Here is a 13,866-nt window from a genome sequence, read left to right as displayed (position 1 = left end):
ATGCCGCGATCTGGCGACTGCCAAAAAATGGATGCTTCGTAAAGATACGATCTATCTCATGCATCAGATCAATCGTTGCCGGATCAAAGCCAACCGGCGTGTAGTAGATCGATGAGCGGCTAATCCTCAGCAGCTTGCATTGGCGTGTCAGGCTCAAACCGGTGTTCTCTTTGCGGATCATCTCACGACGTTCTGACGGGCTCATCGCTTTAGCCCTTGTGACAAAAAATCGTTCTCCACCGCCAGCTGACCGATCTTAGCGTGCAGCTCCTTGATTTCACCGTCTTTGTTCTCAGCTTTCCTGACCTTGTCCGAAAACACCCCGGCCATACCTTCAATCGCCTGGCGCTTCCACGTGCTTACCTGTGTCGGGTGAAGTTGGCGCTTGGCTGCGATCTCCTGCACCGTCTTGTCGCCACGCAACGCTTCTAACGCCACAGTCGCTTTAAACTTGTCGGAAAAGTTCCGTCGCTTCGTCATTCTCGTATCCATTCATTCGTGTTGGATACACCTTAGCACGCTGTCCAGTTTTGCCGGGCCACTTCAGTCAGATATAGTCAAACGACAAAGAGATATTTTGGCGGCCAATTTCCGATTTGTTTCGACGGTGCCACTGAAATCAGTGAAGGGTTGCTAAAGTTCGGTCTGCGAGAATTGGGTTTCAAGCAGATTACTGAGATCCCACACCAACCCTACTGGGTACCTGCCTCCCCAGAGTGGCGAGCGTTCGTCGCGACTAGGTAATTCTGCCTCGATAATCCCATATTTTGGTGCCGTGCCCAATCGTTTGGTATCTGGAGCGCTGTCATGGCATCAAGATCTCGGATGCAGGGGGATATCGCATTCTCAAACGCAACGGCCTCAACCGACTGCCCAGAGGCACATGAATGCGCAAATTACATATCAAACGGTATCAGACACAGCTGCCAGAGCATCATATCCAAGTGGAGGTTAAGTTTCTGACATTCATAGGAAAACACCTAGAGAAGGTTCGTCGGTTCCAGTCTACAGCAATCGATAATGCAACACGCGTCAGAACGCTTAAGGTTTCTGAGAAACGCACTCAGGCAAACGCGATCAGTTTCATTGATCACATCATCGAAACCTTCCCGTTCCGCTTTCGTGAAGTTCGAACTGACAACGGCCATGAGCTCCAAGCCAGATTCCATGGCATGTCGACAACCTCGGCACCAGGCACGCCTACATCTAACGCGGAACGCTTCAGCTCAACGGAAAAGTCGAGCGCTCACATCGATCCGATCAGCAGGAGTTTTACCAACTTCTAAGCTACAAGAGCGACGTCGATCTTGAGGCTAAACTCGCCGCCCGCAACATTACCCCGGATGTAATTATTAGCAGCGAACGCGAAGAATGGATTACATCGCTTTTGTCTAAGGATATGGGAACCTCAATCATGCCAGAGCGTTCGGCTATTGCAGCAGACCTTGGGTATGCCCAACTTAGAGGAATGGATTTTCGACGCTCTGTGTTTCTGGGAAACGGACGTGGACGTGAGGATCACAAAACCATTCACTCGTTCCTCCGAGCCGTTCGAAAGTTCAACTGGGATACGGTCACCTAGACACATCCGCCCGTCTCAATCCGCCGATTCCGTCGACCGGGAGTGTCAGCGCAAATTTTGCATACAACGGCATACCGAAACGTTTTGTCACACCTCCGCATTTCTGGGTACGTGCGCTAACATTGTGTGGTTTTGAAAATACCTTTCAAGGTCCGTTTCGGGCGATTGACTCATAGGCATTTGCTTTTCTTAGTATTTTTACCAAACATCAGCAGAACTTTACAAAACACGCCCGGTCAATGGAAAAGTTTTTACAAAAACTTCCTTTCCTTTCGGCATGTTATTTCAAAATTTTCAGTCTCGGCTATGATCTGTGCCAAGTTAGACAACCACTTTTCTAAGCCCGACTGGCTGGCATCAGCCACAATTATCCCGAGGGAGGAGCCTCAATGTCATCTGAAGCAACCGCAAACCCAAGTTTCCCGCCATCTGCCGAAATGGTCGCCCGCGCCCATGCAGATGAAGCAAAATATAACGAGATGTATGCTGCGTCGATCAACGACCCTGATGCGTTTTGGGGAGAACACGGTAAACGGATCGACTGGATCAAGCCCTTTACCAAGGTCAAGAACACCTCGTTCGAACCTGGAAAAATCGACATCAAGTGGTTTGAAGATGGCACGTTGAACGTCAGCGCCAACTGTATTGACCGCCACCTTGAGACCCGTGGAAATCAGACAGCGATTATCTTTGAGCCCGATGATCCCAAGGAGCAGGCCCAAAGCATTTCTTACTCAGACTTGCACCGCCGCACCTGCCGCATGGCAAATATCCTCGAAGACCTTGGCGTGCGCAAAGGCGACCGGGTCATCATCTACCTCCCAATGATCCCCGAAGCCGCCTATGCGATGCTGGCCTGTGCTCGTATCGGCGCCATTCACTCGATTGTTTTCGCAGGCTTCTCGTCTGACGCATTGGCCAGCCGGGTCAACGGATGTGACGCCAAAGTGGTGATTACAGCCGACCACGCGCCACGCGGTGGACGCCAGACACCGTTGAAATCAAACGTCGACGCAGCCCTGCTGCATTGCAAAGACACTGTAAAGTGCCTGGTTGTTAAGCGTACCGGTGGTCAGACCACATGGATCCAGGATCGCGATTACGACTACAACGAACTTGCCTTTGAAGCGGACGATTATTGCAAGCCCGTAGAGATGGATGCAGAAGATCCATTGTTCATCCTTTATACGTCTGGTTCGACCGGGCAGCCCAAAGGCGTTGTGCACACCACTGGTGGTTATCTGGTACAGGCCGCGATGACGCATGAATATGTCTTCGACTACCATGATGGCGACATCTACTGGTGTACCGCTGACGTGGGTTGGGTCACTGGTCACAGCTATATTGTCTATGGTCCGCTGGCCAATGGCGCGACCACAGTGATGTTTGAAGGCGTGCCCACCTACCCGGATGCCTCGCGTTTCTGGCAAATTTGCCAAAAGCACAAAGTGAACCAGTTCTACACCGCCCCCACCGCATTGCGTGCGCTGATGGGTCAGGGTGATGAATGGGTTGAGAAATGTGATCTGTCGTCTTTGCGCGTGCTGGGCACCGTGGGCGAGCCGATCAACCCCGAAGCCTGGAACTGGTATTACAACGTGATTGGTGGCGGCAACTGCCCAATCGTCGACACATGGTGGCAGACCGAAACCGGCGCCCACATGATGACCCCTTTGCCCGGTGCACACGCAACCAAGCCCGGCTCAGCGATGAAGCCGTTCTTTGGGGTGAACCCGGTTGTTCTGGACCCACATTCGGCAGAAATCATCGAAGGCAACAGCGTCGAAGGTGTGCTTTGCATGGCCGACAGCTGGCCCAGCCAGATGCGGACCGTCTGGGGTGACCATGACCGGTTCGAAAAGACCTATTTCTCGGACTACAAAGGCTACTACTTTGCCGGTGACGGATGTAAACGCGACGAAGATGGCGATTACTGGATCACTGGACGCGTGGACGATGTGATCAACGTATCAGGTCACCGGATGGGGACATCCGAGGTCGAAAGCGCATTGGTGGCACATGCTGCGGTGGCTGAAGCCGCTGTCGTTGGCTATCCGCACGACATCAAAGGTCAGGGCATTTACTGCTATGTCACCTTGATGAACAACCAGGAGCCTTCCGAGGAATTGCGCAAAGAGTTGCGCACCTGGGTTCGCAACGAGATTGGTCCAATTGCCAGCCCCGATGTGATCCAATGGGCCCCCGGCCTGCCGAAAACCCGGTCCGGTAAAATCATGCGCCGCATCCTGCGCAAGATTGCTGAAAACGATTATGGCAGCCTTGGCGACACCTCAACATTGGCAGAACCAGCGGTGGTCGATGATCTCATCGAAAACCGTATGAACAAAGGCTAAATCCCATGCTCGACAACGTTGGAACCGCTGCGCCGGTTCTGATCCTTCTCGGCCCACCTGGGGCCGGGAAAGGAACTCAGGCACGCGTATTGGAAGAAAAATTCGGTCTCGTGCAGCTGTCTACTGGCGATCTTTTGCGGGCGGCAGTGGCTGCGAAAACCGAAGCTGGACTGGCCGCAAAGGCGGTGATGGAAGCCGGTGATCTGGTCTCGGATGAGATTGTCATCAACATTCTGCGCGACCGCCTTCAGGACGATGATTGCGCCAAGGGCGTCATCCTTGATGGTTTCCCGCGCACAACGGTTCAGGCCGAAGCGCTGGACGTTCTGCTGGGCGAAAGTGGCCAGAAGATCAACGCCGCAATTTCGCTCGACGTCGAAGACGCCGCCATGGTGACCCGGATTTCCGGTCGCTACACCTGCGGCGGATGCGGCGAAGGCTATCACGATGAATTCAAGCAGCCTGCCACACCTGGCACCTGCGACAAATGCGGAGGCACGGAGATGAAACGTCGTGCTGACGACAACGCCGAAACCGTGGCCAGCCGACTTGAGGCTTACCACGCGCAGACGGCACCGCTCATTGCCTATTACGACGGCAAGGGCGCCCTGCAACGGGTTGACGCCATGGGCGACATCAACGCGATCGCAGGAAATCTGAGCGCAATCGTCGAAAAGGCGACCGCGTAAAGGGGAAGTTGTAAGGCATCGTCTTTTTGCATGAGGACGGCACTTTGCGGAGGAAACTGGACAAGAGGGAGGACGCCATCATGGCCGACAACTCATCCAACAACGCATATTGGGCAGCCAACGTGCGTATCATCAAGATCAGCCTCGTGATTTGGGCGCTGGTCTCATTCGGGTTCGGCATTTTGCTGCGCCCGATGCTGAGCGGCATTGCCGTCGGCGGAACCGACCTGGGCTTTTGGTTTGCCCAACAAGGGTCAATTCTGGTCTTTCTGGCGCTGATCTTTTTCTACGCTTGGCGGATGAACAAGCTGGACGCCGAACACGGCGTTGGCGAAGAGTAAAGGGATCAGGGACAGATGGATCAATTTACAATCAACCTGCTGTTTGTTGGCGCGTCATTTGCGCTTTATATCGGCATCGCGATCTGGGCCCGTGCGGGTTCAACATCAGAATTTTATGCTGCGGGTCGCGGCATTCACCCGGTTACCAACGGTATGGCAACTGCGGCTGACTGGATGTCAGCGGCGTCGTTCATCTCAATGGCTGGCCTTATTGCTTTCACCGGCTACGATAACTCGTCCTTCCTGATGGGTTGGACGGGTGGTTACGTGCTTTTGGCACTGCTGCTGGCGCCCTACTTGCGTAAATTCGGCAAGTACACCGTGTCGGAATTCATTGGCGACCGCTTTTACTCGCCCACAGCGCGCCTTGTGGCCGTTGTTTGCCTGATCGTGGCTTCGACCACATATGTGATCGGCCAGATGACCGGTGTTGGCGTGGCCTTTGGTCGCTTCCTCGAAGTATCGAACACAACCGGTCTGTTGATCGGTGCCTGTGTTGTATTTGCTTACGCGGTTTTCGGCGGCATGAAAGGTGTGACATACACCCAGGTGGCTCAGTACGTCGTTCTGATCATGGCCTACACCATTCCGGCGATCTTCATCTCGCTGCAACTGACTGGCAACCCGATCCCGGCTTTGGGTCTGTTTGGCGATCACGTTGCATCAGGTGAGCCTCTGCTGGCAAAACTGGACGCAATCGTCGCCGAGCTTGGCTTTAATGAGTACACCACGCACCACGCCGACACACTGAACATGGTTCTGTTCACCCTGTCGCTGATGATTGGTACAGCGGGTCTGCCGCACGTCATCATGCGCTTCTTCACTGTTCCCAAAGTGGCTGACGCACGTTGGTCTGCGGGTTGGGCACTGGTGTTCATCGCCTTGCTGTACCTCACTGCTCCTGCGGTTGGTGCCATGGCGCGTCTGAACATCACCGAAATGATGTGGCCAAATGGCGGCATCGAAGGCGGTGCTGTGACCACGCAACAAATCGAAGAAGAAAAGCGTTACGACTGGATGGCCACGTGGCAAAAAACCGGTCTTCTGAATTGGGAAGACAAAAATGGCGACGGCAAAATCCAGTACTACAACGACAAGAACGCTGACATGCAGGCAATGGCTGCGGAAAAAGGCTGGGAAGGCAACGAGCTGACCAAGTTCAACCGCGACATCCTGGTTCTAGCCAACCCTGAGATTGCGAACCTACCTAGCTGGGTGATCGGTCTTGTGGCGGCGGGTGGTCTAGCAGCGGCGCTGTCAACCGCTGCTGGCTTGTTGCTGGCGATCTCGTCTGCTGTGTCTCACGACCTTATCAAAGGCTCGCTCAATCCGGCTATCTCGGAAAAAGGCGAATTGTTGTCGGCACGTATCGCAATGGCCGTGGCCATCGCAGTGGCCACCTATCTGGGTCTGAACCCTCCGGGCTTTGCGGCGCAAACCGTGGCTCTGGCCTTTGGTCTGGCTGCTGCGTCAATCTTCCCGGCGCTGATGATGGGTATCTTCTCGACCAAGATCAACAACACTGGCGCGGTTGCTGGTATGTTGGCTGGTCTGGGCGTCACCTTGGTGTACATCTTCCTGCACAAAGGTTGGTTGTTTATTCCTGGCACGAACAGCTTCACAGATGCTGATCCGCTGTTGGGAACCATCAAGTCGACATCGTTCGGCGCGATTGGTGCCGCCATCAACTTTGCAGTGGCCTACATCGTGGCAAGCTCGACCAAAGAGACCCCACAAGAGATCAAAGATCTGGTCGAAAGCGTCCGCGTACCAAAAGGTGCCGGCGTTGCGCAGGATCACTAATTGATCGTGGCGGGCTGCCCAACTGCGACTGCCCGCCATCTTTAAATTTGGTCCTGCCCGGCGCATACTGGGCAGGACTTTTTCTTTTTATCTTCAAGGTTCTCCTCCATGCCTTTAACCCAAGACCAGATCATCCGGTTTCTGAAATCCGTGCACCCATATGACGCCCTTCCCGAAGGCACTGTCGAAGAGTTGGCTCCGTTGTTTGAGCCGTGGGAGGTCGAGCAGGATTTCTCGGTTTATGATGTGGGTGAAAAGTTGCCCGGTCTGTTTCTGGTCTATGAGGGCATGATCGAAGTCCGCGACGAAAATGATGTTGTGGTGTCGCATCTGGGCATTCGAAACTCATTTGGTGAACGTGGGCTGTTGCGCGATGGAATCGCTGTGACCAGTGCGCGCGCGGATGAACATTCCGTGGTTCTGGTACTGCCGCCGATCTCGTTTTACAAGCTGATCGAAACCCACGATCCAGCCAAAAAGTTCTTTGACCGCACACGTGTTGAAAAACCCCGCGAAGCCTCATTGGCGACCAGTCTGGTCAACACGCTGATGGCGCACGCGCCCATGGCCTGCCCGCCCGAGACCTCAGTTCAGGACGCCGCCCGCATAATGCGCGACAAACGCATATCATCGCTCTGCGTGACCGAAGGCGATGCTTTGACCGGCATCCTGACCACGCGCGATCTTTCCGGCAAAATTTTGGCCGAGGCGCTGCCTGTCTCGACACCTGTTCGCACAGTCATGACCGCGAACCCGGTCACCTTAGCGCCCAACTCCATCGGCTCAGACGTCCTGCACACAATGATGGAAATGAAGATCGGCCACGTGCCGATTGTCGAAAGTGGCAAGCTGGTCGGCATTGTCACGCAAACCGACCTCACACGTTTTCAGGCGGTCAGCTCGGCCGAGTTGGTCAGTGAAATAGCCAGCGCTAAGACGCCCGAGGAAATGGCCGAAGTCACCGCCCGCATTCCTCAGTTATTGGTGCAGCTGGTTGCAGGTGGCAACCGCCACGAAGTGGTCACCCGTCTGATTACCGACATCGCCGACACCGCCACGCGCCGCTTGCTGACACTGGCCGAAGAAAAGCTGGGCAATCCCCCTGCCCCTTATCTTTGGCTGGCCTGTGGCAGTCAGGGGCGTCAGGAACAAACCGGCGTCAGCGATCAGGACAATTGCCTGATCCTGCATGACTCGGTCACGGATGCCGACATGGGGTATTTCCATGCGCTGGCTAATTTCGTCTGTGACGGGCTGGATACTTGTGGCTATGTCTATTGCCCCGGCGACATGATGGCTACCAACCCGCGTTGGTGTCAGCCGATCAAGGTGTGGAAAGAATACTTTGCCGGATGGATTCGCAACCCCGATCCCGAGGCGCAAATGCTGGCAAGTGTGATGTTCGACCTGCGCCCGATCGGCGGACACAAGCATCTGTTTGAAGACCTGCAAGAAGACACCTTGAAGGCCGCCAGCAAAAATTCGATCTTTGTGGCGCATATGGTGTCCAATTCGCTAAAACACACGCCGCCCCTGGGTCTGTTGCGTGGCTTTGCCACCATCCGCTCGGGCGAGCACAAAAATCAATTGGATATGAAACACAACGGCGTGGTGCCAATTGTGGATCTGGCGCGGATTTATGCGTTGCAAGGCAGTCTGACCGCCGTAAACACCCGCGCCCGACTGGAAGAGGCTGAACACAAGGGCGTTCTGTCCAAATCCGGTGCGCGTGATTTGCTTGACGCCTATGATCTGATCGCAGAAACGCGTCTGATGCATCAGGCCGATCTGGTCAAAGACGGCAATGCCCCTGACAACTACCTGCTGCCCGCAGAGCTATCTGATTTTGAGCGCAGCCATTTGCGCGATGCATTTGTGGTTGTGAAGTCATTGCAATCGGCCATTGGCCACGGACGCGGCATGCTAAGCTAACACCAATTTCCAGACCCGCGTCAGAGGAGGCGTGGATCAGGATCAGGGGCCCTAGCCCCATGAGGAGGACAAGAGATGTTTCTGGAATTGATTGCCACGCTATTTGCTGGGGTTGCCGCCGCAGGTGTTGTCTTGCTCTTGAACAAGGTGCTAAAGGGGCGGCTGCCCAAGTGGTTCATGCCAGTGGCCGCCGGGGCCGCCATGCTGGTAGCGACAATCTCAAGCGAATACGGATGGTATCCCCGCACCAAGAACACGCTTCCTGAAGGCATGGAAATTGTCCAATCCGTGGACTCCAAGGCACTGTATCGGCCGTGGACCTATCTTCGCCCGTTTACGGAACGTTTTGTCGCCGTCGACACAGTATCGATCAACACCCATGACGCACAGCCCGATATGCGACTGGCGGATGTTTATTTCTTTGGACGTTGGTCGCCTGTCAACAAGCTGGCGGTGCTGACTGATTGCGCTAATGGTCGGCGCGCCGCTCTGATAGATGCCGTGACCTTTCATGATGACGGCACGGTGACCGGCGCAGATTGGGTTGAGCCAGAGAGCGGCGATCCCATTCTGACAAGTATTTGCGGAGGTTAGCTATGTTCACATCTTTGAGCTTGCGGCTTAGGATTTTCTTGTTCTTCTGCCTTGTCGGCCTTGGTGGTGTCGTTCTTGTCCTGCTGGCCGTCTATGTTGGGTATCAACGTTCTCTTGGCGGAGACGTTCTGTCGGCCTTTGTGTTCACAGCTATTCTCGCGGGCTTTGGCATGGTGGCGTTGACCGCCGGGGTGTGGTTGTTGTTTGACGAAAACGTCGCCAAACCCATCGAACGTCTGGCCGCAACCATGCGCACCCGCGCCCATGCAGGGGTCGAACAACAAGTTGACACCCATGCGGCGCGTTACTTGGGTGATCTGGCACCAGCCGCCGAAGCCGTGTCGACTGTACTCACAAAAACCACCATGGAAACCGCTGAAACCGTGGCCGCCGAAACCGCCCATCTGGCGGCGGAAAAGGCGCGTCTAACCGCGTTGCTAACGGAAATTCCGGTGGCGATGATCCTTGTCAGTCCAGCCCACCAGATTGTTCTGTATGACGGGCAAGCCGCAGAAGTGCTGAGCCAGATTCACACGCCGCGGCTGAATGCGTCAATCTTTGACTATTTCAAACCTAAGTCGCTGGATCGTGCTTACAAGAGGCTGGCGAAGACCGGCAAGGAAGTATCCTTTACCGCCGAAGGTGCTGAAGGTAAGCTAACTTTTGACGCGCGCCTCAAACCCTTGGGGCATGCGCCGGGCTACATGATCCTGATTGACGATGAACATGCGCAAATCACGCCAGATGCCGCGCGCCCACTAGTCTATGACTTTGATCTCATGGACAACGCCACAGACGGAGCGCGCACCATTGAGGATACGCCAATCCGGTCTCTGACATTTACTGTGTTTGATACCGAGACCACCGGGTTGTTGCCGCATAAGGACGAGATCGTTCAGATCGGCGCCGTTCGGGTGCTGAACGGCAAAATCATTCCCGGAGAAGAAATCAATCAACTGGTCAATCCGGGCATGAAAATCCCGGCTGCGTCCACCAAAGTTCACAAAGTCACCGATCGTATGGTGGCCAATGCGCCTGACATCCATGCCGCGTCCCGCAGCTTTCACACCTTTGCGCGCGACTCGGTCATTGTGGCCCACAATGCGCCTTTTGACATGGCCTTCTTGCGCCGCCACGGCAAGACCAACGGTCTGGATTGGCGCCACCCGATCCTTGACACTGTTTTGCTGTCTGCCGTGCTGTTTGGTGCCAGCGATGTGCACACGCTGGACGCCTTGTGCGATCGGCTGGGCGTTACAATCCCGGAAGAATTACGCCACACCGCCCTTGGTGACGCCGTCGCCACTGGCGAAGTCCTGTGCCGTATGTTGCCCATGCTGGAATCGCGTGGCTTTGCGACCTTTGGTCAGGTCATCGAACAGACCCGTAAACATGGTCGACTTCTGGAAGACCTGAACTAGGTCAGGTCGGATTATCCTTGCACGCGGACTGAAATCGCTTAAACGCGATTAGACGCGCGCGAAACAGGAAAAGGGCATGGGTCCAAAATGGTCAGGAAATTTGTCCCGGATGACAGCAATACCCGCGATTTTCGCGATGCTTTGGGGTGTTTTGCGACTGGAGTGACGGTCATCACAGCCCCCAGCAATCAGGGTGGCATTGGTATGACGGCCAATTCATTTTCCTCGATTTCGCTCACGCCACCTCTTGTCCTGTGGTCGCCGTCAAAAAGGTCTTTGCGGTATGACTGGTTTCGCGACGCGGCCCACTTTGCCATCCACGTCCTGAGATCCGACCAAAAACACGTAGCTTTGGAATTTGCCCGCCGCGGGGATGCCTTTGACGTCGTGCCAATGACCCTGAATGCCCGTGGCGTGCCTTTGATGGACGATTGTCTGGCCCGGTTCGAATGTGCAACCTCGGCGCTGCATGACGGCGGCGATCACGCCATCATCGTGGGGCACGTGGATCGTGTTCTGCTGAACGATGGCAGCCCGCTTGTTTTTGCACAAAGCGGCTATGGCGCTTTTTCACCCAATTCCTGATTTGGGTTTGGAAACCTTCTGATCTGGTCACCGACCACAGAATATCGACCTGACTTTGCCTTCTTGTCCAAACGTAAATAAAAGTTTCACTGGCCCCCAAATGCACTAAATGGGATAGGATCCCATTAACTCGCTGACGACGTGAACTGGAGACAGAGGTGATTATACCTGTACAAGGCGAAGACAAGGATCGGGATGAACTGCCTGAATGCGGTCCAGGTTTCACCGCGATACTTGCCGCCACCACACCGCTTGATCCAATTGTCACGGCTGTTGTGCATCCTTGCGACGAGGCCTCTCTGGAAGGTGCTTTGGCAGCGCGCGATCACAGCCTGATTGAACCCATCCTTGTGGGCCCAAAGACCCGTATTGAGCAGGTCGCAAGAGACTGCGATCTGGACATCAAAGGTTTGGAAATCATATCCGCAGAACACAGCCACGACGCGGCAAAACGTGCGGTCTCATTGGTACGTGAAGGTCGGGCCGAGGCGTTGATGAAAGGCGCGTTGCACACCGACGAAATCATGAGCGAGATCGTGCATAGAGACCGTGGCCTGCGCACCGAGCGCCGTATGAGCCATGTGTTTGTCCTTGATGTGCCGCGTTATCCTAAACCGCTTCTAATCACCGACGCGGCCATCAACATCTATCCTGACCTCCTGACCAAAGCCGACATCATCCAAAATTCCATTGAGCTGGCCCATGCTATGGGCGTGGATTTACCTAAGGTTGCCATCTTGTCCGCGCTTGAAACTATTTCGCCCAAGATTCCGTCCACTGTCGAAGCCGGAGCCCTTTGCAAGATGGCGGATCGAGGACAAATTTCCGGTGGTTTTCTGGACGGCCCCCTGGCCTTTGATAATGCCGTCTCCAAAGAAGCCGCCGACACCAAAGGGATCGTTTCGGATGTGGCCGGTGATCCGGATATTCTGGTCGCACCCGACCTTGAAGCCGGCAATATGATGGCCAAGCAACTGATCTACCTTGCCGGGGCTGATGCCGCTGGCATTGTTCTGGGCGCACGCGTGCCTGTGATGTTGACCAGCCGCGCCGATGGCATGTTATCGCGCATCGCCTCGGCCGCACTTGCGCAGCTGATTGTGCGCCGTGGTTCCGGAAAGACAGTTCTGTGACCAAAGCTATTCTCGTCCTAAACTCGGGCAGCTCTTCGATAAAATACGGACTGTTCAAAGCAGAACCCGGCGGTGAGAAATTGATGCGCGGCGTAATCGAACGTATTGGCGCGGGGGCCGAAATCGAGGACACCCGAGGCAGGATGTCCCTGCCCCTGCCCGAAACCGCTGGACATATGAAAGTACTACAATGGCTGGCCGCTGATTTACTGGAACGTTTGGAAGACGTGGAAATAGTAGCGGCGGGGCATCGAGTTGTGCATGGCGGCCACGAATTTGGTCATAGCGCGCTGGTTAACCCGGAGGTCATTGGGCAAATTCTTGAACTGTCGCCTTTGGCCCCCGCTCATCAGCCTCACAATTTGGCGGGTATTGCCGCGCTGGGGCAAATCTGGCCAGAAATCCCTCAGGTCGCATGTTTTGACACGGCCTTTCACCAAACCCAACCTCGTCTGGCACAAATCTATGCCCTTCCACGCGCGCTGACGGAAGAAGGCGTCCTGCGCTATGGGTTTCATGGACTGAGCTATGACTACATTGCGTCACAACTGCCCAAACATCTAGGTGCAGGCGCCGCCGAAGGGCGGGTGATTGTTTTGCATCTTGGCCATGGTGCCAGTGTCTGTGCGATGCATGGACGCAAGAGCGTGGCCACATCGATGGGCTTTACCGCGTTGGACGGTCTTGTCATGGGCAAACGTTGCGGAGATATCGACCCGGGTGTGATTTTTTACCTGATGCGCGACAAAGGATTGTCACTGGTCGAAGCCGAGGCTGTGGTGTCAAATGAAGCAGGCCTGCTGGGCGTTTCTGGGATCAGCAGTGACATGCGCGACCTGCAATCCAGCGACGCCCCTGAGGCCAAAGAAGCCATCGATCTGTTTGTCTATAGCGCCGTGAAACAGATCGGCAGTATGGCCGCCACGCTTGAAGGTGTTGATGCGATCGTTTTCACGGCTGGTATCGGAGAAAACTCACCGGAAATCCGGCGCAAAATCCTTGAACGATGCTGCTGGTTGGGTGTTGATCTCGATGTAAGTGCCAACGCAATCGGCAGACCCTGTTTGACAACACCTCAAAGTCGGGTCAGCGGATGGGTAATTCGCACTGACGAAGAGCGCGAAATTTCAGAACAAACCTGTGCCCTGATCTCAAAATAACCTTTCTCATTAGTGGATGTGGCTTGGCCCGTCCCCCAAAAAAAGAAACCACCCGGAAGCCATTTAGCCCCGGGTGGTAAAAAATATTGTTGGCCCAATACATTGGTCCAACGGTTGTTATTGCAACTTACGCCAAGAGATCAAACACATCCCCGCCAATCCGCAGGTTGATCTCGTTGTCTGACGTCAGCGCTTATGGGTCCAAATAGGGTGATTTGATAAGGGAGTGTTTCTGGCTCATCGTAACCACCAAGGAGTGGGACATGAGACAG

The 13,866-nt window shown here is 54.8% G+C and carries 12 protein-coding genes and 2 pseudogenes; 12 read left to right on the top strand and 2 right to left on the bottom strand.

Going from position 1 to position 13,866, the window contains the following annotated elements; translation table 11 throughout:
• Both BUC32_RS19195 and BUC32_RS19190 read right to left on the bottom strand, forming a co-directional pair.
• Positions 1-205: pseudogene (locus BUC32_RS19195) on the bottom strand (IS3 family transposase); the annotation flags it as partial.
• Positions 202-492 carry a transposase gene (locus BUC32_RS19190; protein WP_139280803.1) on the bottom strand — a complete coding sequence of 97 codons (291 nt, stop codon included), beginning with the start codon at positions 490-492 and terminating at the stop codon, positions 202-204. The gene BUC32_RS19190 and the pseudogene BUC32_RS19195, both read right to left, overlap by 4 nt.
• A gap of 299 nt (positions 493-791) precedes the next feature.
• Between BUC32_RS19190 and BUC32_RS19185 the strand changes: the two are divergent.
• From BUC32_RS19185 to BUC32_RS19135, 12 genes and pseudogenes are all read left to right on the top strand, one after another.
• Positions 792-1,321: pseudogene (locus tag BUC32_RS19185) on the top strand (IS481 family transposase); the annotation flags it as partial.
• 93 nt (positions 1,322-1,414) lie between these two features.
• On the top strand, positions 1,415-1,582 hold the full coding sequence (locus BUC32_RS20750; RefSeq protein ID WP_175556976.1) for a hypothetical protein: 168 nt from the start codon (positions 1,415-1,417) through the stop codon (positions 1,580-1,582).
• Between the two features lie 389 nt (positions 1,583-1,971).
• A complete protein-coding gene (gene acs / locus BUC32_RS19180) occupies positions 1,972-3,936 on the top strand; it encodes an acetate--CoA ligase (RefSeq protein ID WP_073257027.1) in 1,965 nt (654 codons plus the stop codon).
• Between the two features lie 5 nt (positions 3,937-3,941).
• Positions 3,942-4,625 (top strand): adenylate kinase, encoded by a 684-nt coding sequence (locus BUC32_RS19175; protein ID WP_073257024.1) that lies wholly within the window; start codon positions 3,942-3,944, stop codon positions 4,623-4,625.
• An 80-nt stretch (positions 4,626-4,705) separates the two neighbouring features.
• Complete coding sequence (locus BUC32_RS19170; RefSeq protein WP_073257021.1) at positions 4,706-4,966, top strand: DUF4212 domain-containing protein; 261 nt, start codon at positions 4,706-4,708, stop codon at positions 4,964-4,966.
• 15 nt (positions 4,967-4,981) lie between these two features.
• Positions 4,982-6,769, top strand: a complete 1,788-nt coding sequence (locus BUC32_RS19165; RefSeq protein WP_073257018.1) for a sodium:solute symporter family protein — start codon at positions 4,982-4,984, stop codon at positions 6,767-6,769.
• A gap of 108 nt (positions 6,770-6,877) precedes the next feature.
• Positions 6,878-8,701 (top strand): DUF294 nucleotidyltransferase-like domain-containing protein, encoded by a 1,824-nt coding sequence (locus BUC32_RS19160; protein WP_073257015.1) that lies wholly within the window; start codon positions 6,878-6,880, stop codon positions 8,699-8,701.
• 75 nt (positions 8,702-8,776) lie between these two features.
• Positions 8,777-9,295, top strand: coding sequence for a hypothetical protein (locus BUC32_RS19155; RefSeq protein WP_073257013.1), 519 nt, complete (start codon positions 8,777-8,779; stop codon positions 9,293-9,295).
• 2 nt (positions 9,296-9,297) lie between these two features.
• Positions 9,298-10,716 (top strand): 3'-5' exonuclease, encoded by a 1,419-nt coding sequence (locus tag BUC32_RS19150; protein ID WP_073257010.1) that lies wholly within the window; start codon positions 9,298-9,300, stop codon positions 10,714-10,716.
• Positions 10,717-10,803: 87 nt separating this feature from the next.
• Positions 10,804-11,301, top strand: coding sequence for a flavin reductase family protein (locus BUC32_RS19145; RefSeq protein WP_073257007.1), 498 nt, complete (start codon positions 10,804-10,806; stop codon positions 11,299-11,301).
• A 158-nt stretch (positions 11,302-11,459) separates the two neighbouring features.
• Positions 11,460-12,434 carry a bifunctional enoyl-CoA hydratase/phosphate acetyltransferase gene (locus BUC32_RS19140; RefSeq protein WP_245815223.1) on the top strand — a complete coding sequence of 325 codons (975 nt, stop codon included), beginning with the start codon at positions 11,460-11,462 and terminating at the stop codon, positions 12,432-12,434.
• Positions 12,431-13,594, top strand: coding sequence for an acetate/propionate family kinase (locus BUC32_RS19135; protein ID WP_073257004.1), 1,164 nt, complete (start codon positions 12,431-12,433; stop codon positions 13,592-13,594). Before BUC32_RS19140 ends, BUC32_RS19135 begins: the two co-directional genes overlap by 4 nt.
• The last annotated feature ends 272 nt before the right edge of the window (positions 13,595-13,866 follow it).

The sequence above is a fragment of the Shimia gijangensis genome (assembly GCF_900142085.1).
In the GTDB taxonomy this organism is placed as follows: Bacteria; Pseudomonadota; Alphaproteobacteria; order Rhodobacterales; family Rhodobacteraceae; genus Shimia; species Shimia gijangensis.
Note: the sequence above shows the minus strand (reverse complement) of the source record. Positions and strands in the feature narration are given on the sequence as shown.

Bases quoted from the DNA above. Each gene is read 5' to 3' on its own strand.
- BUC32_RS19190 (WP_139280803.1), bottom strand. From the start codon at position 492: ATGGATACGAGAATGACGAAGCGACGGAACTTTTCCGACAAGTTTAAA.
- BUC32_RS20750 (WP_175556976.1), top strand. From the start codon at position 1,415: ATGCCAGAGCGTTCGGCTATTGCAGCAGACCTTGGGTATGCCCAACTT.
- acs (WP_073257027.1), top strand. From the start codon at position 1,972: ATGTCATCTGAAGCAACCGCAAACCCAAGTTTCCCGCCATCTGCCGAA.
- BUC32_RS19175 (WP_073257024.1), top strand. From the start codon at position 3,942: ATGCTCGACAACGTTGGAACCGCTGCGCCGGTTCTGATCCTTCTCGGC.
- BUC32_RS19170 (WP_073257021.1), top strand. From the start codon at position 4,706: ATGGCCGACAACTCATCCAACAACGCATATTGGGCAGCCAACGTGCGT.
- BUC32_RS19165 (WP_073257018.1), top strand. From the start codon at position 4,982: ATGGATCAATTTACAATCAACCTGCTGTTTGTTGGCGCGTCATTTGCG.
- BUC32_RS19160 (WP_073257015.1), top strand. From the start codon at position 6,878: ATGCCTTTAACCCAAGACCAGATCATCCGGTTTCTGAAATCCGTGCAC.
- BUC32_RS19155 (WP_073257013.1), top strand. From the start codon at position 8,777: ATGTTTCTGGAATTGATTGCCACGCTATTTGCTGGGGTTGCCGCCGCA.
- BUC32_RS19150 (WP_073257010.1), top strand. From the start codon at position 9,298: ATGTTCACATCTTTGAGCTTGCGGCTTAGGATTTTCTTGTTCTTCTGC.
- BUC32_RS19145 (WP_073257007.1), top strand. From the start codon at position 10,804: ATGGTCAGGAAATTTGTCCCGGATGACAGCAATACCCGCGATTTTCGC.